Source organism: Pseudomonas sp. BS3767 (genome assembly GCF_900099665.1).
In the GTDB taxonomy this organism is placed as follows: Bacteria; Pseudomonadota; Gammaproteobacteria; order Pseudomonadales; family Pseudomonadaceae; genus Aquipseudomonas; species Aquipseudomonas cerasi.
Genome location: NZ_FNCX01000007.1, coordinates 217251 through 239560, shown reverse-complemented (window position 1 = coordinate 239560; position 22310 = coordinate 217251). Strand labels below are relative to the sequence as shown.

The following is a 22310-nucleotide window of genomic DNA, read 5'->3' as shown; positions in this document are numbered from 1 at the left end:
TGGCAAAAGGCTAAGCTAGCAATACTTTTCACCGACTCATCTGCTCGGAAGTCTCATGCGCAGTCGTTTGTTCAGCTTTTTATCGTGCCTGCTCCTCTCCGCCACCGCCGTCCAGACTGCTCATGCGGTAGACCTCAACCAACAACGCAAGTATTACGACGAAGCAAAGCGCGCACTGGCCAAGGGCGATTCCGGCCCCTACCAGATGTACGCCACGGCCCTGGCCGACTATCCGCTGGAGCCTTACCTCGAATACGACGAACTGACGGCGCGCCTGAAAACGGCAAGCAATCCCGAAATCGAGAAGTTCCTTGCCGAGCACGGCGACCTGCCGCAAGCCAACTGGATGAAGCTGCGCTGGTTGCGCTGGCTGGCCGAGCGTGGCGACTGGCAAACCTTCGTCAAGTATTACGACCCGAAGATGAAGTTCGTCGAGCTGGACTGTCTGTACGGGCAGTACCAATTGAACAACAACAAACGCGCCGAAGGCTTCGCCAGTGCCGAAAAGCTCTGGATGACCGGCAAGACATTACCCGCCGCCTGTGACGGTTTCTTTGCCCAGTGGGCGGCCGCCGGCCAGCTGACCGAACAGAAGCGCTGGCAGCGCGCCAAGCTGGCGGCGCAGACGCGTAATTACAGTCTGGCCAGCACGCTGGTGGACAGCCTCAACTCGCTGGCACCGCAAGGACGCCTGCTACTGGCTGTCGCGCAGAAACCGGAGATGGTCAACAACCCGTCGCAATTTGCCCCGGTAGACGAAGCGATGTCCGACGTGGTCGGTCTCGGCCTGCGTCGGCTCGCCAAGCAGGACCCGCAGAAAGCCCTGTCGATGCTCGATGGCTACGCCGTGACCATGCATTTCTCCCGCGAAGAGCAGGTCGAAATTGCCAAGGAAATCGGCCTGACCCTGGCGCGTCGTTATGACGACCGCGCACTGGAGGTCATGACCAAATATGACCCCGAATTGCGTGACGACACCGTGACCGAATGGCGCCTGCGCCTGTTGCTGCGCCTGGGTCGCTGGGAAGACGCCTATGAGCTCGCGCGCAGGCTGCCCAAGGATCTGGCGGCGACCAATCGCTGGCGTTACTGGGAAGCCCGCTCTCTGGAACTGGCGCAACCCAACAGCCCGCTGATTGCTGCGCTGTACAAGGATGTCGCCAAGGAGCGTGACTTCTACGGCTTTCTGGCTGCCGATCGCACCCAGAGCCCGTACCAGCTCAACAATAAGCCGCTGGTGCTGAGCCAGGCGCTGATCAACAAGGTACGCAACACGCCGGGCGTGCGTCGCGCACTGGAGTTTCATGATCGCGGCGAGATCGTCAACGGTCGGCGTGAGTGGTATCACGTGAGCCGCCTGTTCAATCGTGACGAGATGGTTGCCCAGGCCAAGCTGGCCTACGACATGCAATGGTATTTCCCGGCAATCCGCACCATCAGCCAGGCGCAATACTGGGACGATCTGGATATTCGCTTCCCGATGGCACACCGCGACACGCTGGTACGCGAAGCCAAGGTGCGCGGCCTGCATTCGAGCTGGGTGTTCGCCATCACGCGTCAGGAAAGCGCCTTCATGGATGATGCCCGCTCGGGCGTCGGTGCCAGCGGGCTGATGCAATTGATGCCTGCCACCGCCAAGGAGACCGCGCGCAAGTACAGCATCCCGCTGGCCTCGCCTCAGCAGGTGCTCGACCCGGACACCAACATCCAGTTGGGCGCCGCCTACCTGAGCTCGGTGCATGCGCAGTTCAACGGCAACCGGGTGCTCGCCTCAGCGGCCTACAACGCAGGCCCGGGGCGCGTGCGCCAATGGCTTAAAGGTGCCAATCATCTGGCCTTCGATGTCTGGGTAGAGAGCATTCCGTTCGATGAAACCCGTCAGTACGTGCAAAACGTATTGTCGTACTCGGTGATCTACGGCCAGAAGCTCAACTCGCCGCAGCCTCTGGTGGACTGGCACGAACGGTTTTTCGACGACCAGTGACCGGTGTCGGCAGGAGTGCCGCGCACAGCACTCCTGCCGGACAATAGCGCTGCCCGCCCCTACTCCAGCACTTCGACGGACATGCCCACTTCAAGCTCGCCCACCCCCTCGTTGACCACGTTCTGACCGAACAGCACGTTGCCTTCAACTTCCCGATAAGTCTTGAGCGTGGCAAACGGTTCGCGATCTGCACTGCGCTCGCCGGTTGCCGGGTCGACAGTGGTCAGGATGCAGCGTGCGCAAGGCGTGAGCAACTGGAACTCGATGTCGCCGATACGGATGCGTTTCCAGCCATCCTCGGCAAAGGCCTCGGCCCCTTCGATCACCAGATTGGGTCTGAAACGCAGCATTTCCATCGGCCTGCCCATGCGCGCTGACAGGTCATCGAGCGATCCCTGGCCGATCAGCAGCAATGGAAAACCATCGGCAAAGCTCACCCGGTCGTTGACCGTCTGGTAGCCGCCAGGGATCCAGCGCGCACGCTCCGCTGGCAGGTAGACCATGCGCGTGGGCTTGCCGATAAACCGGCTGACCCATTCGCCGGCCTCATCACCCGCATCCGGAACCTGCAGCGAGTCACGCCAGACGGTCACGCCACGCAAATTAGAGTCGATATCCAGCGGAATCGCGACGTCCAGAGGCTCGAAGCCAGGTGCCGAAAGGGTTACACCACCGCTGGTGTTCCACAATACCGACAGTCGGGACATGTGCGGCAGGGCGCGCTGAGTGAAGAATCGGCCATTACTGGCGTCGACCAGCATCCAGCGTCGATCGCCCGCCAACCCCAACGCATCGAACGAGGCGCGCTGCATCGGCTCGGCCTTGCAGGATTTGAGGGGGAAACGATAGAGCGAGCTGAGACGTAACATGTGCGCCGATTCCTTTGGGGCTGGATAAGCTTTGATGCAGACAGCAAAGCTTATCCGAAGCCGGAGCCGGCAGCACTCGCGATGAAGAATCGAGCGCGGTGTCAGACAATCATCAAAAGACGTTCGCGCACGACCTCGACCAGCTTGTCGGGCTGGAACTTGGAGAGGAAGTTGTCACAGCCGACCTTCTTGACCATCGATTCGTTGAAGCTGCCGGACAACGAAGTATGCAGGACGATGTACAGACCGCGCAGGCGTGCATCGTTGCGAATCTCAGTGGTCAGACGGTAGCCGTCCATTTCCGGCATTTCCGCATCGGTGAACACCATCAGCAGCTTCTCGTGCACGTTCTCGCCTGCGTCCGCCCAGGCCTTGAGCATGTTCAGCGCCTTGAGGCCGTCGCTGGCGACGTGCAGCTTGAGGCCTAACTGAGACAGCGTATCGCGCAACTGCGCCAGCGCGACCTTGGAATCGTCGACCAGCAACACTTCCCGACCACGGGCATTTTCCAGCACCGGATCTTCGAGCTTCTCGCGGGATACCTTGGCGTTGTAAGGCACGATCTCGGCGAGCACTTTTTCAACGTCGATGATCTCTACGAGTTGATCATCGACCTTGCTGATGGCGGTCAGGTAATGCTGACGACCTGCGCTGACCGGCGGTGGCATGATTGCATCCCAGTTCATGTTGACGATACGGTCGACACCGCCAACAAGAAAAGCCTGAACCGACCGGTTGTATTCGGTGACGATGATTGTGCTGCCCGGACCCGGTACCAGTGGGCGCATGCCGATGGCCTGGGAGAGGTCGATCACCGGAAGGGTCTGGCCGCGCAGGTTGACCACACCACACACGAACGAATGGCGTTGCGGCATGAGGGTCAGCTTGGGTAGCTGCAATACTTCCTGGACCTTGAACACGTTGATCGCAAACAACTGCCGACCGGCAAGGCGAAACATGAGGATTTCCAGGCGATTCTCGCCCACCAGTTGTGTGCGCTGATCTACTGTGTCGAGAATGCCTGCCATTATTAGCTCCTGAAGCGATGGTCGCGTTGATTCTGTTGAGCCTGTATCGGCTGAAATCAGCCGGACCTTAATGGCGATGAACGGCCACTCTCAAGCATTGATGTCATTTTACCATCATGCTTTACTGATGTCGCTTTCAAGACACACAAATACAGCTTCAAACCCGCGCCGAAAATGCCTCGGCGCCTCTTTGCGCCCAGAGCAAAATCATATATCCGCAAAAAGTCAATCAGGGATAACCTGATATGATCGACATCTAATTGCCACTATTGTGACGGCATTCTCACTACATGAATGGCGTTCGATTTGTGTCCGCGTCCCAATCCCTGCAATCGAGTGGCGCTGGCGACATTCAGAAACGTCCTACATACTTTTGTTTGAAATCGACATTAACTGTCAGCCATTCGCCGCGGGCGGAAGTTCGCTATCCATGATCAGTGGAGACAAAGGATGCTGAGCCACAACGATTGGCAGCACAAGCACGACCAGTTCCTGAGCCTGTCTCAGGCACTTTTGCACAAGTCGGAAGAATGTCTTTCGCATCTGGAGCTGATCCCCAACGACGAGGACGCTACCGGCTGCCTGCTGACAACCCTGCGCAAGCTCGCGCAGGAGGCAGAGGCCGTTCCTGTGCCGTGCATTGCCGATTTTTCCCGCCAGCTGTGCCAGTTGTTGAAAACCGGCAGTCAGGCCAACGAGCTTTCCCAGGAAGCCCTGCTGGCCGTCAAGAACTGCCTGACGCTGATGTACTGGCAAGTCGAGCTTCTCGATCCGCTGACCGGCGAATTGACGATGGACGACCACGAACAGCTCGAACTGCTGGAAAAACTGGCCAGCGCCTCCGCGCAATCGGCCTTGCCGAAAGATGCAACCCGCCAATAACGCTCGATCACGCCCGGCCGTTGAGAATCGTATCGCGATGTCATTGAGGCAGCGTTGTCACGCCAGCATTTTCCGTTCATTGTCTTTACTGGTGTTGACATCGTCTTCACGTATGACCAGAGACTGCACACGCGCTTGAGCGGTCCCATTTGCACAAGAAATCACAATGACCTGCAATCTGTTATTGGTCGACGACCACTCCCTTATCAGAGCCGGCGTGCGAGCGCTGGTTGCAGACATGCCCGGATACACCATCGTGGGCGAAACGGCTGACGGCGCGCAATTGGCAAACCTTGCGCAGCAGCTCAGGCCCGACATCATCCTGCTCGACATCTGCATGAAAAGTGTCGACGGCCTGGATGCACTCGAGCACCTGCTGCAGGTGCTACCGCACTGCAAGGTATTGATCCTGTCGATGCAGAATGATCCGGACATGATCATGCGTGCACTCGACATCGGCGCGCATGGTTATCTGCTCAAGGACACTACGGCTGCGGAACTCGAACAGGCACTCGGGGCGCTGCGCAGCAACGAGCGCTACCTGAGCCCGGCCATTGCTCAGATGGTCATCGAGTGCGCATTGCGCGGTACCCCCTCAGACCGGGCTCAGGCGGCGAAGGAGCGTTATCGCCTGACCGCTCGCCAACTTGAAATCCTGCGCCTGATCGTGCGCGGCAAGTCCACACGCGAGATTGCCGATGGCCTGGGACTCAGCGTCAAGACCATCGAGACTCACCGTGCCCAGGTCATGAAGCGCCTGCAGATATTCGACGTGGCCGGGTTGGTGCTGTTCTGCGTTCGCGAACGGATTATCAGTCTGGACGATTGAGTTCAGGTGCGCCGCTCAGTACCGGCGAATCGGTTGGCAGGTGTACCTGAAGTGCCCCCGGCCGGGCCTCGAAACGCAGGTACTCGCCCGACAGCGGCTCACCGTCCAGATTGATATCCAGGCCCTGGGCGGACTTGAGTTCTACCCACGGCAAACGCGCTCGAACGAACATATTGTCGATGCCCAGCCCGCCTTCCAGAAGACTCCTCAGCGTGCCGACCACTTCCTGAGGCGCCGGCAGGATACTGATGTCGAGCAGACCGTCATCGGCCAGCGCGGTCGGGCACAGCTCGTGTCCACCGCCCGCCTGCCGACCATTGCCGATACCCAGTGCAAGCAGGTCGCCGCGCCAGTGAAAATCCGGCCCGGTGAGTTCGCCGTGGGCCGCATGCAGCTCGCTGAATCGGGTCAGGCCGGTAAACAGGTAGGCAGCGCCACCCAGCACCTTCTTCAGGTCTTCGGACGTGCTGGCCGTGACCTGGCTGCCAAACCCACCGGTCGCCATATTGAGGAACAGCTTGCCGCCGACCTCACCCAGATCGACGGCACGCGGAGCCACGTCCATCAGTTGCAGGGCCCTGGAGACTTCCAGAGGCACGCCAGCCGCACGGGCAAAATCGTTGGCAGTCCCCAGCGGCAGAATAGTCAGGCTGGCCTTGGTTTCGGCCATTGCCAAGGCTTCGGCGATATCGCGCAAGGTGCCGTCGCCACCACCTGCGACGATATGCCGATGACCGGCGGCCAGGGCCTCACCGACCAGGCGCTGGGCATCGCCGGCTTCCCAGGTCAGTCGCACGTCCAGTTCCCAACCCTGCTTGCGCTTGTCTGCCACCGCGTCACGCACGTCTTCGTTGAGTGCCTGTTTACCGTGAAGAATGAGCATTGCCCTGCGTTGTGTCATGACACCTCCTCTGCCGAACCCTACGAATTGAAACCTGCGAGCGACGCTCTTGGTGTAATCGGCGCCCGCATACATTTCGCACGACGCATGACTCTGACCCCGGGCAGCCGGAAAAAGCCCATCCGTTGCGGAAATTTTTTTCACCTCTGCAACAGCTCGCTTGCCCCCGCAGGTACTGGGGAGAACCTCGCAACGGGCTGTCCGGATCAACGCCTGCGTCAGGGCTGAAGCACTTTTGTCCTGTCACTATTCGTTTCATGAGCTTTACTGACAGCAGTACCCTCACTTGAGGGAAATTTCCTTCACAAATGATTGAAAAGGCTTAAATAAAATCCGGTAAGGGACGACATATATAAAGTGATATTCACAAAAGACGGTCCGGATTCCTCATCAGCACGACCTGTAACTGGCTACGCTTGGACACAGTCCCCGTAGAAACACCTCTCGGGTCTTACAAAAAATAGAAATACGTCCTGGGTCAGCAGAATTCAGGCGCACACAGGGAGTAAGGGATTTCCATGAGGTTGCAGCCCGTCGACAGCCTTTCGCTGACCCGCACCAGCCTGGTCGAATACTTTCTTTTCGGCATTCGCCTGGCTCACGGCATCGCCTGCATACTGCCGGGCCTTGTGATCATTCTGCTGATCAAGGATGGCGGAGCGGAAACACAGCAGGGTTACCTGACCATGCTGCTGTTTTTCGGCTTTGTCGGGGTGCTGGTGTTCCAGGCCATGGGCGTCTATTCCGAAGCACTGTTCAGCAACGATCTGCGCATGGGCGCGATGGCGCTGGCCTGGACGGCCGCCTTCGGACTGTTGCTGTTCATGCAGCAGGCAATGGGCCTGTTCGGCTACCTCCCGCCGGAAGAACTGCTGATCTGGTACCTGACCAGCCTTGCGCTGTTCGGCATCATTCGCCTGCTGCTGCTGATGCTGTTCAAACGTCAGATGCGCAAGGGCGTGTTCCTGCAGCACGCCGTGATTCTTGGCGCGACGGAGAATGGCCAGCGCCTCGCCGAATACCTGCTTGAACATCAGGACATTCGTTCGGGGGTGACCGGCTTTATCGACGACCGTATCGGGCGCATGCCCAAGACCGTAGCCAACCTGCCACTGCTGGGCAATACCAGCGATCTGGAGCGGCTGATCCGCGAAGAGAAAGTGACCCAAGTGCTGGTCGCCCTGCCCTGGACAGCGGAAAACCGCATGGACTACATCATCCGCGAACTGCGCAGGCTACCGGTCAACGTATTGCTGGTGCCGGACATGATCGCCTTTCGGCACACCCACAACCGCATCACCGAAGTCGCCCGGCTGCCGATGTTCAATGCCTCGGATCTGCCGCTCAGTGGCTGGTCGCCGTTCATCAAACGCGCTGAAGACATCGTGCTGTCATCGCTGGCGCTTCTGGCGCTATCACCTTTGATGCTGCTGGTCGCGCTGGCGATCAAGCTCGATTCGCCAGGACCGGTGTTTTTCCGTCAGAAGCGCTACGGGTACAACAATCGCCTGATCGAAGTGTTCAAGTTCCGCTCCATGCATCAGCACCAGGCCGATGCAACGGCCGAACGGCAAACCACCCGCGGTGACGCCAGAATAACGCGGGTCGGTCGCTTCATTCGCAAAACCAGCCTGGATGAACTGCCACAGCTGTTCAACGTGGTGGCGGGCAGCATGTCGATGGTCGGACCGCGTCCGCACGCCACGGCGACCAAGGCAGCCGGGATTCTGTTCGAGCAGGCGGTGAAGGAATACACCTCGCGGCACCGCGTCAAACCAGGCATTACCGGACTGGCGCAGATCAACGGCTATCGGGGCGAAACCGACACCGTTGAAAAAATCGAAAAACGCGTCGAGTTCGACCTTGAGTACATAGAAAACTGGTCCGTCTGGTTCGACCTCTACATCCTTATGCGCACTGTGCCTGCAGTGCTATTCACCCGTGAGGCTTACTGATGAGCACGCTCATTCCCTGCATCATTGCCGGCGGCTCCGGCACCCGTCTTTGGCCGGTTTCCCGTGAAGCGATGCCCAAGCCGTTCATGCGCCTGCCAGACGGCCAAAGCCTGCTGCAGAAGACCTTTCTGCGTGCGGTCGGTCTGCCCGGCGTCGAGCGTCTGCTGACCGTCACCAACCGGGAAGTGTATTTCCGCACGGTGGACGACTACCGCCAGTTGAACAAAGGCAATGCACGTCTGGATTTCATCCTCGAACCCTTCGGTCGTAATACAGCAGCTGCCGTTGCCGCCGCGGCATTGCACGTCAGCCAACTGTATGGCGACGAAGCGCAACTGCTGGTGTTGCCTGCCGATCACCTGATCACCGACGTGGCGGAATTCTCCAGAGCAGTGAGCGCTGCACAGAAGCTGGCCGCAGAGGGCTGGCTGGTGACGTTCGGCATCCTGCCGACCGCGCCGGAAACCGGTTTCGGCTACATCGAGAAAGGCCCGGCACTCAATGCCGACGCCTGTCAGGTCGCCCGTTTTGTCGAAAAGCCCGACGCGATCACCGCCCAAGGCTATCTGGACAGTGGTCAGCATTTCTGGAATTCCGGCATGTTCTGCATGCGCGCCGACGCCGTGCTGCGCGAGCTGCGAACGCATGCGCCGGACGTCCTGAGCGCCGTCAGCGCGTGCCTGGAATCCAGCCCGCGCAAGGAAGGCAACCGTGAGCTGCAAGTCGAGCTGGACAGTGAGTCGTTTGCCCTGACACCGGACATTTCCATCGATTACGCGCTGATGGAACGCTCCGACAAAGTCGCCGTGGTGCCCTGCCAGCTTGGCTGGAGTGATATCGGCTCGTGGCAGGCGGTGCGTGAACTGTCTCCCGGCGATGCTCAAGGCAACTACTGCAATGGCGAAACCGTGCTGCACGACGTCAGCAACTGCTACATCGACTCTCCCAAGCGTCTGGTAGGCGCTATCGGCCTCGACAATCTGATCATCATCGACACCCCCGACGCTTTGCTGATCGCCGACGGTCGCCGCAGTCAGGACGTCAAGATCATCGCTCAGGAGCTCAAGCGTCAGGGCCATGATGCCTACCGCCTGCACCGCACAGTCACACGCCCCTGGGGCACTTATACCGTCCTCGAAGAGGGCAAGCGCTTCAAGATCAAGCGCATCGTGGTTCGCCCGCAGGCGTCACTGTCGTTGCAGATGCACCATCACCGCAGCGAACACTGGATCGTGGTCAGCGGCATGGCCCGCGTCACCAACGGCGAGCGCGAGTTCATGCTGGATACCAACGAATCGACCTTCATCAAGCCGGGCCACACGCATCGTCTGGTCAACCCTGGCGTCATCGATCTGGTGATGATCGAGGTGCAGAGCGGCGAGTACCTGGGCGAGGACGACATCGTGCGTTTTACCGACATTTATGGACGTGTACCCGACAAGGCCGTGAAGAGCTGATCGGCGCAGCAGCAAGCGCCGCTTGATTCACGCGGCGCGCAATTGACAGCACCCGGAACACGCATGACCCGCCAACATGAATTTATTACCCGCAAGGGAGCCGTATTTGTGCATGACAGGAGCTCAGGACCAATGAAAAGCATGATGCTGATCGCCAGCTTATTGCTGTTAAGTGCGTGCAATACCCCTTCCAGGGTGGGCCTGCCCGATGACCGTGCGCAAATCGAGGCCGGTCAGGCGGCGGGGCGCGCGCTGGCAGGCAAGCCGCTGCCACCGGAGCGGATCCGCCCCGGCGACACGCTGCGCATCGTGCGCAACAGTGGCGAGGCGCCGTCGATTTCGGCGTTCACCGCCAACTCCATCTATGAACTGACCCTGTTTCAGGTGCTCAACGACGGCACCTTTTCCTACCCTTACATCGGCACCGTCAAGGCCGCAGGCCTGACCCTCCAGCAACTCAACGACCTGCTGGAAAGCAAGCTGCAGAACGTCTACCGCGAGACCGCGCTGACCATCAACATTTCCCAGTCACCAGGCAATACCGTGTTTGTCGGCGGCGCGGTGCGCAACTCGGTCACTTTGCCGGTCAACGTCGCTACCAACCTTGACCAAGCGATTGTCGGCGCTGGCGGCGTGGCGCTTGACGCCGATGCCGGTCAGGTCGCCCTGCTGCGTCAGGAAGAAAACGGCCTCTACAAGACTTACTTCTTCGATTACAGCAAGTTTCTCTGGGCCGGCGGCGCCGGTGGCCCCAGCGCACCGGTCCTGTTGAAACGCGGCGATATCGTGTTCGTTCCCAAATCGTCGGTCGGCAACAAGGTTGACGGCGTGTCCCTGTATTTCAACCAGTTGATCCCCTTCGCGAAGTCGATCGGCCTGGGCATGAATTACGAGCTGCGCAACAACAATTAATTGTCAGGGAAACAGACATGATCAACATCCGCTCATTCCGCGACCTGCTGCGCCTGCTCTTCATCTTCCAGCGCGAAGTCAGGATTACCGTGCTGGCGACCTTCGTCATCATTCTTCTGGGCGCGTTTCTGCTCCCCAACCGCTATGAGTCCACCGCCCTGCTGCTGGTCAAGCCGGGCCGCGACAGCAGCACGGTGCCGATCGAGTTGTCTGATCGTCAGGCCATTGTGATTCCGAGCGGTCTGCGCGATCCGCTGCTCGACGAGGAGCGCATGCTCAGCGGGCGGCCGATCATGCGTGCAGTGTCCGAGAAATACCTCGCCGAACTGTCCATGGTGCCACCTGAAACCGGCGTTCTGGCCTCGGTGAAGAACGGCATCAAGACCGTAGTCGGAGCGCTCGTCAACGGCGTGCGCAACGTTCTACAGTTCATCGGGCTGGTGGAAAACCGCTCTCAGGTCGAACGTCTGGCCGAGGATCTGGAGAAAAACTTCAAGGTCAGCCATGAACCGGGCTCGTCGGTGATGGAGTTGAGATTTACCTGGAACGACCCGGAAATCGCGCAGACCGTACTCAAGACCTGGATCACCGAGTACCAGACGCAGCGCACCAAAACGCTGGGCCGTGTCAGCCTGTACGCGTTCTACGAAGGGGAAGTGAAGACGACCGGTGCGAACATCATCGAGTACAAGAAGCAAATTCAGAACTACCTGAACCAGTTGAGCGCGGTCAGTATTTCCCAGCGTCTGGCCGACACTTCGCAGGGGCTCAACGATCTGCGCACCGAGCGCAACAACACCACCCGCTCGATTGCCTCGACCAAGGCAGGTCTGGACCTGCTGAAAAAACAACTGGCAGAACAACCCAAGACCGTCTCTGCAGGCCGTGAACTGGCCCTCAACCCCAATCGTCAGGACCTTCAGAACCGCATCAACGGCAAGGAAGTCGAGCGCCAGGAAATGCTTCGCTCGTTCAAGGAAGAGGCGCCACCGATTCGGGCCATCAACGAGGAAATCAATAACCTCAAAAAACTGCTCAAGGAACAGGACGCCACCGTGCAGCGTTCCGAAAGCATCACGCCCAACCCCATCTACAACCGCATGCAGAATGTGTATGCCGACCAGCAGACCAGCTACGCGCGCTTGCAAACCCAGCTTGCCCAACAGAATGCGCAGATTGCCCAGCTGGAAAGCGACCGCCAGCAGGCGCTGAATCTGGAACCGGAACTGTCGCGCCTGCAGAACGAACTCGATGCAGCAGAGAAAAGCTATGCGCTGTACAAGGACAGCCTGGAAAAATCGCGTATCGACCGTGAGCTCGACAACAGCCAGATCAGCAATATCGCGACCGTCGAGGACGCGACTTTCAACCCCAGCCGGGTATTCCCGAAAAGCCTGCTGATGCTGTTTCTGGCATTCCCGCTGAGTATTGTGGTCGGTGCCGTGGCGCTGTACTTCTTCTACCTGCTGGACCAGCGCATTCACGACGGCGACAAGATCGAGAGCAGCTTCGGTGTTCCGGTCTGGACCAGCCTCCCCGACCTGGAACGTGCTCAGGAACGCAGTGCAGCGTTCACCTCGAATCTGCATCGGGTGTACGGCATTCTGCCGCTTGATCAGGTAGAAGAGCGCGGATTGACCATCGGTTTTACCTCGGTCAAGTACGGAGCTGGCGTATCGTTCGTGATCGCGCGGTTAAGCGCGCTGCTGATCGAACAGGGCCATCGGGTGCGTACCGAGGGCCGCGGCCCGGCCAGTCCTGGCGAAATCGTGCTGATCAATGCGTCGGCGCTTTCGGCGAATCAGGACGCCTTCGTGCTCTTGCGCAAGGCTGACCTGATCGTGCTGGTGGTTCGCGCTCAGGACACCACCGTGCCGATGCTGGAAGACACGCTCAACAACCTCAACACCGCGTTCAAGAAAGTCGACGGCATCATCATCAACCGTCGGCGCTTCGAAGTGCCTGAAAAGGTCCTGAATTTCCTCAAGCGGATCGGGAGCCGAGGCTGATGCGAATAGCGTTGCTTGCGCCGCTGCCGCCCGAACAGAACGGCATCGCCGATTACGCCGGACATCTGCGGCATGCGCTTGAAGGCCTGGGTCTGCAGGTCAGTACACCGCTGCAGGGTGTTGGCAACGATCCCCGCGCTGCACAACAGCGGGTGGCCGAAACCGACTGGAGCGGCATCGATCTGGTCCACGCCGAACTGGGCGGCGGTCGACTGGCGGAGTTTCAAGCCCTGCGCGCATTGCGTCGGCGTTTCCCGAGGCTGCCGTTGACCGCGACCGTGCACGATCCCGAGCGCCTGGTCTGGCGACGCGAGAAACTGCCGTGGCCATTATCGATGGCCAGCGGCATGCGCTCGCCGCTGCCGGAAATCGCCACAGTACTGGCCGATCCGCTGTGCCTGCATGAAGAACGGCAGCTGGCGCGGCACATGACCCGGCTGGTGACCCTGACCCAGGCAGGCAGTCAGAGCCTGCGCCAGCGCATGGGGCTGACGGCAGCGCAGATGGCCGTCATCAATCACGGCAACCTCGACATCGCCCCCATGCCGTTACCGCCGTTGAATCCCTTGCGTCTGTTGTATTTCGGTTTCATTTATCGCGGCAAGGGTATCGAGGACCTGCTCGATGCACTGTCCAGCGTATTCACCGCCCAGCCTGCGCTGCGCTCGACCGTACGCCTGACCCTGGCCGGCGGCAGCGAGCCGGAAATGGCCTTTGGCCCGTCCGGCAGTTATCTGGAACAACTACGACTGCGCATCCGCCAACTGGGTCTTGTCGATCTGATCGACTGGCAACTGGACCTGCCTGCCGAACAGATTGCGCAGGTGATCCAGGCCCACCACGTGATGGTTCTGCCCTATCGCGAGTCGAGCAAACTGAAGATTCTCGGCAAGCTGCGCGGCACCAGTGGCGCGCTGTCCTGGGCGGTAGCCTGCGGACGTGGCGTGATCACTTCGGATGCGCGCTCGTTTGCCGAAGAAGTCTCGCATGGCAACGGCATGATCTACCCGCAAGGCGATGTCGACGGGCTGGCGCAAGCCCTCGCCCGCGCCTGCGCAACACCGGAGCTGGTCAGGCAGTGGGCCGACAACGCCGCGCAGATGGGCAAGGCCCGGGTCTGGAGCCATACCGCAGAACATTTTCAGGATGTATTTCGCCAGGCTTGCCAGGAGAAGTGACATGCAGCGTCCATCCAGATTCGGGCAACTCGTCACCAGCATACTGCTCGGCGCAGCAATGAGCTGCGCCGCCCAGGCGGCAACAGTCCTCAAGGCGCCCCGCGAAGTGGTCTGGGCGGACTTTCTGGGCGTCAACGTACAGTTTCAGTACTTCGCCCCGGACATCTACCAACAGCAGATGAGCCGTCTGGACGAACTGGGCCTGAACTGGGTTAGGCTGACCATTCACTGGCCGGTGATCGAGCCGCAAAAGGACCGCTACGCCCTGACCGAGCTGGACGCCGCCATGACCGCGATCAAGGCGCACAATTACAACACCCTGGCGTACCTGGTCGGGTCAGCGCCTTTCGCCAGCAGCGCGCCGGCCGATGCAAAGAGCCGCGATCAATATCCCCCGACGGATTTCAACGTGTTCGCCGCACGCATGACCGCCCTGGCCCAACGCTATCCGCAGGTCAACAACTGGCAGGTCTGGAACGAGCCGAACATCGTCTGGCTGCCCAAAGAGGATCCGGCTGCCTATGGCCGCTTGCTGACCACCACCGCCAATGCGATCCGCGCCGTCCTGCCGAACAAGACGATTGTCACGTCAGGCATGGCTTACTACAGTCAGATGCATAGCACCTCTGGCTACATGCTGCAGACGCTGCTCGATAATGGCCTGGGCCAGCAGAATATCGTCGCGGCCTATCACCCCTACTCCGAGTACCCGGAAGGCGATTCCATACCGGATCGCGATTTTCTGGTGCGTGCCAATGCCATGAACCAGTTGTTGCACAGCAATGGCGTCAAGCAGGTGTGGGCCACTGAATGGGGCTGGTCGAGCTATGCAGGCCCGGTGGAGATGCAGCACCTGATTGGCACCTCCGGCCAGGCTGACTACACCCTGCGGCGTCTGGCGCTGATGAGCGCCATGGATTTCCAGCGCATCTTCCTGTTCAACCTCAGCGATCTGGACGAGCGCGCCTCGGCCCGCGATCAGGGTTACGGGCTGCTTGACCTGCAAGCCAGTCCCAAACCGGCCTACACCGCGCTGCAGAACTTTCTGAAAATCACCGGGCCACGTCTGCTGCCCGCCGAACCACCCGCCGTAAGCAGCGTACCGGACGACCTGTATGCCATACCATGGACGCGCGCGGATGGCTCGCACTTGCTGATGTTCTGGAGTGCGGCGGGCACATCGCTGACTTTCCCGGCTATCACCGATGCGGTGGTCCACGACCCATTGACCGGTAGCCGCACCCCGTTGTCCGGCAGCCAGGGGATCACCCTGCTGCTGAAGCCGACTCTGCAAATTCTGGAATGGAAGCCCTAAGCCATGCGAATCCTGTGGACGCTCCCCTATCTGCCCTGGCCCACCACCAGTGGCGGCAAAACCCGGGAATACCATTTGCTGCGCAACCTGGCAGCACGTGGTCATCGCATCACGCTGCTGGTGCAGTCCAAGAACCCGCTGGACGACGATGCCCGCGCGGCACTGGAGCCCTGGCTGGAACGCCTGATCGTGATCGATCGACGCCCGTTGCTCAGCTTGCGTACCCTGCTGGCCGTGGCGTTTGCCCCGCCACCGATGCTGGCCAGCGTGAACGGTTACGCACCGCAACTGGAAAAGGCCTTCGAACAGTTGCTGGAGGAAGACTGGGACATTATTCAGCTGCAGCACACTTATGCCTTTCAGCCCTTCGAGCATGCGCTCAAGCGCTCCGGCAAACCTTTCGTGCTGACCGAGCACAATGTCGAATCGGACCTGGGTGCCGCCAGCTATGACCGTCTGCCACGCTGGGCCAATGCCTTCGCGGTCTATGACCGCTGGCGCTACCGGCGCTGGGAAACCCGCGTGTTTCGCCAGACCGGTGAGCTGATCGCGGTCACCGAGGACGATGCCAAGGCGCTTTCGCGTCTCAGCGGCAGGGCGACGTCCTATGTGGTCAACAGTGTCGACTGCGATTACTACGCCAGCGTCCACGCGGACCGTCACAGCCATCGCCTGCTGTTCATCGGCAACTATGAATACGGCCCCAATGTCGACGCCATCGAATGGGCGCTGGACGAGATCATGCCAAAGGTCTGGGCCCTGGCACCCCATGTGCGTTTTGCCATCGGCGGCTTCGGCATGCCGCCCGCCTGGCGCGAGCGCTGGTCTGACCCGCGCATTGAATGGCTGGGTTATGTAGCTGACCTGCGTGCCTTGCAGGCCACTGCCTCGATGTTCTTCGCACCCCTGCGCCAGGGCGGCGGCTCCAAGCTCAAGACCCTGGAAGCCATGGCCGCCGGCCTGCCAGTGGTGACCACCGCACAGGGTGTTTCCGGACTGGCGGTGCGGCATGGCGAACATTACCTGGGCAGCGAGGATGCGTCAGGGCTGGCGACACTGATCGCCGAATACACCGACAAACCACTGCAGCTTGAGCAGATTGGCGAAGCCGGCCGCATTTATGTTCGCGCCCGGCATGACTGGTCCGTTTCCGCCGCTCAGCTGGAAGTGATTTACACCCGCTTTTCGTTCTCCAAGCAAGGATTGCGCTCATGCGTATAGGACTCGACTACCGCGCCGCAGCCGGTTACCCCACCAGCGGCATCGGACGCCAGAACCTGGCACTGGAACGGGCATTCCGTGAACACCCGGACGTGCAATTGCAGCTGTTCGGCGTGGCCCCCTACGATCATCCGGTACGCCGCCTGATGCATGCCCCGCGCTGGGCTGCCCCATTGAATTCAGTTCATCGGCTGCCGGATCGCCTGCGCTTCGAAGGCCAGTTCCTGCCTGCAGCCCTGCGCGATGCCGGCATTCAGATCTACGTGGCCAATATCAACATGGGCCTGCCGCTGGGGCGCAAGCCGGCCGATATGCGTTACGTACTGCAACTGCACGATCTGTTTCAGCTCACGCAGCACAACAGTCACGGTTCGCGACTGAAAGCCAGGATCTACCGGATGACCGACTACCTGTCGATTGCCTGGTCGCTGAAGGTTGCCGACCAGATCTGGGTGCCTTCGCAATTCACTGCAAACGAGGCTGCACGGATGTTCCCCAGGATCAAAGCCAAGCTGCGCGTCATACCGCTGTTGGTGGAAGCCTTCAAGGGTGAGCCGGCCGACATCGCGCAACTGCGCCTGCCGCTGCGTTACTGGCTGTGCGTGGGCACGCGCGAACCACGCAAGAACATCAAATGGTTCGTGGATGCCTGGCAGACCGCGCGCATGCAATTCGTCGATACCCCGGAACTGGTGCTGGTCGGTGGCGATGATCCGCTGACCGAAGCGCAGCGCCAGTTACCGGGTCTGCATGTGCTCAGCGGCCTGAGCGACGCCGAACTGCACGCCGTCTACAAAAATGCCGAACGGCTCTGGCAACCCTCCAAAAGTGAAGGTTTCGGGCTGCCGGTGATTGAAGCACTGAACAGCGGCACACCGGTTGCAGTGGCCTCGGGCTCCTCGCTGGACGAAGTCGCACCGCCCGACAGTCCACGCTTTTCGCCGGTCGACAGCGGTAACCTGATCAGGTTGATGGGGACCCTGTCGCAGGCGCCTGAAGAGGATCCGGCGATTGCCACAGACTGGACGCAGCGCTACCAGTTGAAAGCCTTTTGCGAACGCGTGCACGTGGCGCTGGAGGAATTGCGCTGATGCCACTGGCCTTGCCCTTGGGGCTGCTGTTCAGCCTGCTGTTCGGCGTAATGATCTGGATGCTGCCGGCGCCCTTCGTGGTGGCGGCGGCAATCGGTATCGTGGCGGTTGCCACGATCATCCGCCGGCCGGTACGCGGGCTGCTGCTGTTCTGCCTGATCGGAACCTTCCTGCCCTACTCGACGATTCAGATCGGCATTCGCACTACGGTCTCCGAAGCGCTGATCATGCTGACCTGGGCCAGCTATCTGCTGCATGCAGTCTTTCAGGAACGCCACCGTGTGCCCCATATGCTGCGCCCCGAACGGCTGCTGGTGGCGTTGATGCTGTTCAGTGCGTTTCCGTTTCTGGTCGGCCAGTTGACCGTCATCGCCGAGGGCAACGGCCCGATCAACTGGATCCGCTGGCTGTTCAACCTGTCGATCCTGTTTCTGGTGCCCCGTCTGCTGACCGACCTCAAAACGCTGGAAAACGCAGTCATCGCGCTGCTCGGCGGGACGCTGTTGTTGCTGGTGCTGTCGATCGGTGTCTACGTCACCAAAGGCTCGGCCACTGCAATCATTCCGATCCTCGGCAGCCTGGGCTACAGCGGTGCCGACGTGTTGAGCGAGAGCCTGCTTTCGTTCGCCAGCCGCATGGGTTCGCCGTGGATGCACCCCAACGTGGCGGGGGGTGCGCTGGCGATGCTACTGCCGCTGGCCTTCTGCTTCGGCATGACGCGCAGCGGCACGGCCCGCAGGCTGGGCCTTGCGGTAGCGGCCCTTGGCGTGGTCGGCCTGTTGCTGACCGGCTCACGCGGCGCGCTGTTGAGCCTGATCGCAGTGATGCTGCTGATGGCCCGGCGACGCATTCCGCATCTGGGACGGCTGTTGATGGGTGGCATGGTGGCCGGCATTCTTCTGCTGATGTTCTACCCGCCCCTGCAAGACCGGCTGATGGGGCTGTTCAGCAATGACGATGCCAGTACCGCGATTCGCTTCCTGGAATACAGCCATTTCCCCGACGCAGTGGCCACCTTCCCGTTCGGCATCGGTTTCAAGACCGACCCACCGGTGCTGGGCTACACAGAATTCGGCATTTCCAACCTGTGGCTGAACTTCATCTACAAGATCGGCATACCCGGCATGCTGCTGTTCATCGCTATCACCCTCAGTTGGTGGAAGGAAGTGCGTCCCGGAAGCGGCCGGGTCGTGCTGACTCGCGAAAACGCCATTGCGCTGGGCTGCACCACCGGTGTACTGGCTGCGTTGTTCAGCGGTCTGTTCGACCATTACTTCAGCTTCACCAGTGTGCTGGTTGCGTTGTTCTGGCTCTTGCTCGGCATCAGCCTGCACGAAACCAGACGCCTGCGCGCCAGGCCCGACATGACATCCAGACACCTTGACGCCTCACCCGAGCCGGGAGCCTCCTCATGAAACACCGCATGCTGCATTCTCATAATCTCAGAGAGGCACTGCCCGATTACGCGCGCAAGATGGCGGTGCCGCTCGAAGAGCTGGAAGCCGCCTATCAGTGGATGCTGGACAACGAAGTGTGCTTTGAAACGCGGATCAAGGAACGCACCCTGTCGTTCATCTGCTACCTGAATATCGAGCCGAGAATCGAACACCCGCTGGCGCGACGCTTCTACAAGCTGCTGGCCAGCGAAACCAAAGGCGCGCTTATTCCGCTGTACGGGATCAACTGGCCGACCCTGCGCGACCGCATGTTGCGGACCTGGGAGCAGGCTTACAACATCCTCATCTGCAAGATCCCCAGCCACACCCTGCGCCTGCTGTGGTTGCGCATCGGCGGCGCGAAGATCGGCAAGGGCTCGACGGTCTGGCGCAATACCGAGGTGCTCGGCGTCGACAGCCTGCGCATCGGCAATGACAGCACGGTGGGCTGGCACTGCCAACTCGACGCACGCGGTGGGCTTGTGATCGGCGATCACGTCACCATCGCTTCACATGTGCTGATCATCGCCGGTGGACACGATCTCAACGAACCCGAATTCTGGGCGGTAGGCGGGCCGGTGTTCATCGGCGACTACGCGTGGATCTGCAGCCGCGCGCTGCTCTCGTTCGGCGCCGACATCGGCGAAGGTGCCGTGGTGGGCGGTAACAGCGTGGTCTCCAAACCGGTTCCGCCCTACGCCATCGTCAGTGGCCCGAACGCAGAGATCAAGGGCGAGCGCGCTCGCGGCCTCAAGTACAAGGTGGGCGGCAAAGGCCTGTTCACCTTGTTTCACTGATCAGAAGCACAGACGATGCTGGGTTCGACACTTTGGCTGACACTGGCCACCCTTACCGGTCTGGCTGCCGGATTTGCCCGCGAATGGCTGCTGGTGGCGGCCTGGGGTGCCGGAGGTCAGAGCGACGCGTTTCTGGTTTCGATGTTCCTCCCCGAGGCGCTGCGCATGTCACTGGCCGCGGGCTTGCTCAGCGCCGCTGCCCTGCCCCTTTATCAGCAGCGCAGCGTTGAACGGCAACAGCGCTGGCTGGAAGGCATGGCACCGCGTCTGTTGCTGACCGGGCTGGCAGTGAGCGTCGTTCTGCTGTTGAACGCAGAGGGACTGGTGCGGCTGATCGGTCCGGGGCTGGACGCCGATGGCTACGCGCAGGCTGCCAGTGGCTTGCGCTGGCTGGCATGGTGCGCTCCGGGCTTCATGCTGCATGCGCTGTTTTGCGTACCGCTACAGGCTCGCTCGCGCTTCGTGCTGGCCGGGCTCGGCTCGCTGCTGTTCAACCTGCCGCCGGTCATTTACCTCGCCACGTTCAGCCATGCCTCGACATCGAGCGGGCTGGCCAGCGCGTGCGTATTGGGTAGCGTGCTGATGCCGGGTGTGCTGTTGCCCGCCTTGTATCGTTCGGGCTGGCGGCCCTGGCAGTGGCAATCGGAAGCGGGCGCAATGCGTGAGCTGTTACAGCGTATCGGCCCGCTGCTGAGCAGCAACCTGGCCAGCCAGGGGCTTGCCCTGCTGGAGCGCATGGTGGCTTCGCTGCTCGGCGAAGGCGCGGTGACCTGGGTCAACCTGGCGCGCAAACTGATCAACCTGCCGTTGATTGCCTTGATGAGCCTGAATCAGGTGCTGCTCGGCCTGATGAGCGGCAGTGCCGGCGATCAGCGCCTGTCGTTGCTCAAGCGCGGGCTGGGCAGCGCGACCTTGCTGACCTTGCCGGCAGTGGCCGGCCTGATCGGTGCAGCCGGGGCGGTGGTGGCCCTGCTGCTGCCCAACCAGACCCAGGGCGGGCCGCTGCCGGAACTGCTCGCCTGGTTTGCCGTGCCGCTGATGTTCGGTGCCTGGAATGCCTTGCTGGCGCGTTATGCCTACGCCGCTGGCGACACGCGCCTGCCGCTCAACTGCGAGCTAGTGGGCAGCCTGTGCAATGCACTGCTGCTCGGCGCACTGCCCTTTGCCTTCGGCCTGACCGGCATTGCCCTCGCCGCGCTGGGCGGCGCGCTGGTCACCGGCGTGCTGCTGATGCGTCGCCAGTCGTTGCTGCATGTCTTGCCGTGGCGCAGCCACTGGTTACTGGCCAGCCTGCTGATGGCTATCGCCGCCCTGTTGCTGCATCCATTGCACGACACCTGGCTGCAACTGGGCCTGAGCTGTGTTTACGGCGCGCTGCTGCTGGTCGGGCTGGCGTTGTGGCTCAAGCCATGGCGCAACGTGTCAGCCTGATCGGCAGCCTGGCGGCAGGCCTCCCTGAAGCGCTCCAGGCTCGGCGAGATGAACTTGTCGCGATGCCTGATCATGAAGAACCGGCGATTGAGCGGCGGCAACGGGCTGGCGAGCGTGCGCAACTGCCCGCTCGCCAGCAGGTCGGCGACCACACGACGGGACAGGCAACTGATGCCAATGCCTTGCGCGAGGGTGCGCATGATCGCTTCCGAACTGCCTACCTGACGCATGTCCTGCAAGTCGTGCAAATGCCTGAGCAGCAAGTGTTCGACCTCTTCGCGCGTCCCCGAACCCTGCTCACGCAGCAGCCACTCCGCGCCCTGCAGATCGCCCAGTGACACGTATTCCTGCCCGGCCAGCGGATGGGCGCAGCCGGCGACGATGACCATTTCATCGACCAGCCACGGCTCGGCGATCAACTCCGGCAGATGACAGGGTGCCTCGATGAGCCCCATGTCTATTTCAAACTGCGCAACCTTGCGCGCGATCAGCGCGCTGTTGCCGATGTCCACATCGATTCGCAGTTGAGGCGTCGAGCTGCGCAATGCTCCGACGATCTGTGGCACGACGTAATTGCCGATGGTGCTGCTACTGCCGATGCGCAGCCGAGCCTTCAACGCCGCGTCGGGCAATAGAAAGCTGTCCTCGATCTGCTGGGCGTTTTCCAGCATTTTCATGGCACGCGGCAGCAACGTCTGGCCGCTGTCATTCAGAACCAGGCGTTTGCCAACCCGGTCGAACAAACGCGTACCCAGCGCGCTTTCAAGCTCGTTTAATGCTGCGCTGGTGGCTGATTGGGACAGTGCTAGAGCGTTGCCTGCGCTGGTGGTGCTGCCACAGCGGGTGATCGCGCAAAAAATCTGTAATTGCCGCAGGTTGATTCTCAAGGCCGTCTCTCTCGCCGGGTAGACCTACCTGAAAAACAGGTAACAATGAGAGAGATTACCCGTTTAGAAGATTGACTGTCGATCCGTAGACTGATGGCACATCCCGAAATCACCCGCAGGAGACTGCC

Annotated in this window: 18 protein-coding genes; 14 read left to right on the top strand and 4 right to left on the bottom strand. The window is 60.8% G+C overall.

Annotated features, from left to right (window positions below; genetic code table 11):
• The first annotated feature begins 55 nt into the window (after positions 1-55).
• Positions 56-1984 carry a transglycosylase SLT domain-containing protein gene (locus BLR16_RS20210; RefSeq protein WP_003370486.1) on the top strand — a complete coding sequence of 643 codons (1929 nt, stop codon included), beginning with the start codon at positions 56-58 and terminating at the stop codon, positions 1982-1984.
• 59 nt (positions 1985-2043) lie between these two features.
• Here the strand turns inward: BLR16_RS20210 and BLR16_RS20205 are convergent, their stop codons facing one another.
• Both BLR16_RS20205 and BLR16_RS20200 read right to left on the bottom strand, forming a co-directional pair.
• On the bottom strand, positions 2044-2853 hold the full coding sequence (locus BLR16_RS20205) for an MOSC domain-containing protein (protein ID WP_058416952.1): 810 nt from the start codon (positions 2851-2853) through the stop codon (positions 2044-2046).
• 101 nt (positions 2854-2954) lie between these two features.
• The gene (locus tag BLR16_RS20200; protein WP_003315817.1) at positions 2955-3881 is read right to left on the bottom strand and encodes a chemotaxis protein CheV; all 927 of its coding nucleotides are present in this window, start codon (positions 3879-3881) and stop codon (positions 2955-2957) included.
• 450 nt (positions 3882-4331) lie between these two features.
• Between BLR16_RS20200 and BLR16_RS20195 the strand changes: the two genes are divergently transcribed.
• Positions 4332-4763, top strand: a complete 432-nt coding sequence (locus tag BLR16_RS20195; protein WP_003436340.1) for a hypothetical protein — start codon at positions 4332-4334, stop codon at positions 4761-4763.
• Between the two features lie 166 nt (positions 4764-4929).
• Positions 4930-5592, top strand: a complete 663-nt coding sequence (locus BLR16_RS20190; protein WP_003436338.1) for a response regulator — start codon at positions 4930-4932, stop codon at positions 5590-5592.
• Here the strand turns inward: BLR16_RS20190 and yegS are convergent.
• Positions 5576-6493: a lipid kinase YegS gene (yegS, locus tag BLR16_RS20185; protein WP_003436337.1), complete on the bottom strand. Its 918-nt coding sequence runs from the start codon at positions 6491-6493 to the stop codon at positions 5576-5578. The two genes, BLR16_RS20190 and yegS, sit on opposite strands and share 17 nt — an antisense overlap.
• 518 nt (positions 6494-7011) lie before the next feature.
• Here yegS and BLR16_RS20180 point away from each other — a divergent pair.
• From BLR16_RS20180 to BLR16_RS20130, 11 genes are all read left to right on the top strand, one after another.
• Positions 7012-8448 (top strand): undecaprenyl-phosphate glucose phosphotransferase, encoded by a 1437-nt coding sequence (locus BLR16_RS20180; protein WP_003370475.1) that lies wholly within the window; start codon positions 7012-7014, stop codon positions 8446-8448.
• Positions 8448-9905 (top strand): mannose-1-phosphate guanylyltransferase/mannose-6-phosphate isomerase, encoded by a 1458-nt coding sequence (locus tag BLR16_RS20175; protein ID WP_074808798.1) that lies wholly within the window; start codon positions 8448-8450, stop codon positions 9903-9905. Before BLR16_RS20180 ends, BLR16_RS20175 begins: the two co-directional genes overlap by 1 nt.
• Before the next feature lie 132 nt (positions 9906-10037).
• Positions 10038-10817 carry a polysaccharide biosynthesis/export family protein gene (locus BLR16_RS20170; RefSeq protein WP_003370469.1) on the top strand — a complete coding sequence of 260 codons (780 nt, stop codon included), beginning with the start codon at positions 10038-10040 and terminating at the stop codon, positions 10815-10817.
• Positions 10818-10834: 17 nt separating this feature from the next.
• Positions 10835-12826: a GumC family protein gene (locus BLR16_RS20165; protein WP_003436332.1), complete on the top strand. Its 1992-nt coding sequence runs from the start codon at positions 10835-10837 to the stop codon at positions 12824-12826.
• Complete coding sequence (locus BLR16_RS20160) at positions 12826-14004, top strand: glycosyltransferase (protein WP_046719216.1); 1179 nt, start codon at positions 12826-12828, stop codon at positions 14002-14004. The genes BLR16_RS20165 and BLR16_RS20160 overlap by 1 nt, the downstream gene beginning before the upstream one ends.
• A 1-nt stretch (position 14005) precedes the next feature.
• Positions 14006-15319 (top strand): cellulase family glycosylhydrolase, encoded by a 1314-nt coding sequence (locus tag BLR16_RS20155; RefSeq protein ID WP_003370465.1) that lies wholly within the window; start codon positions 14006-14008, stop codon positions 15317-15319.
• Positions 15320-15322: 3 nt separating this feature from the next.
• Positions 15323-16540, top strand: a complete 1218-nt coding sequence (locus tag BLR16_RS20150) for a glycosyltransferase family 4 protein (protein ID WP_003436329.1) — start codon at positions 15323-15325, stop codon at positions 16538-16540.
• Entirely contained in the window at positions 16531-17631 is a 1101-nt protein-coding gene (locus BLR16_RS20145; RefSeq protein WP_058416949.1) for a glycosyltransferase family 4 protein, read from the top strand. The genes BLR16_RS20150 and BLR16_RS20145 overlap by 10 nt, the downstream gene beginning before the upstream one ends.
• The gene (locus tag BLR16_RS20140) at positions 17631-19046 is read left to right on the top strand and encodes an O-antigen ligase family protein (RefSeq protein ID WP_044308545.1); all 1416 of its coding nucleotides are present in this window, start codon (positions 17631-17633) and stop codon (positions 19044-19046) included. Before BLR16_RS20145 ends, BLR16_RS20140 begins: the two co-directional genes overlap by 1 nt.
• A complete protein-coding gene (locus BLR16_RS20135; protein ID WP_003436322.1) occupies positions 19043-19864 on the top strand; it encodes an acyltransferase in 822 nt (273 codons plus the stop codon). The genes BLR16_RS20140 and BLR16_RS20135 overlap by 4 nt, the downstream gene beginning before the upstream one ends.
• A 15-nt stretch (positions 19865-19879) precedes the next feature.
• Positions 19880-21295, top strand: a complete 1416-nt coding sequence (locus BLR16_RS20130) for a lipid II flippase MurJ (protein WP_074808793.1) — start codon at positions 19880-19882, stop codon at positions 21293-21295.
• On the opposite strand, the gene BLR16_RS20125 is transcribed toward BLR16_RS20130, so the two are convergent.
• The gene (locus tag BLR16_RS20125; RefSeq protein ID WP_058416945.1) at positions 21229-22182 is read right to left on the bottom strand and encodes a LysR family transcriptional regulator; all 954 of its coding nucleotides are present in this window, start codon (positions 22180-22182) and stop codon (positions 21229-21231) included. The two genes, BLR16_RS20130 and BLR16_RS20125, sit on opposite strands and share 67 nt — an antisense overlap.
• Between the last annotated feature and the right edge of the window lie 128 nt (positions 22183-22310).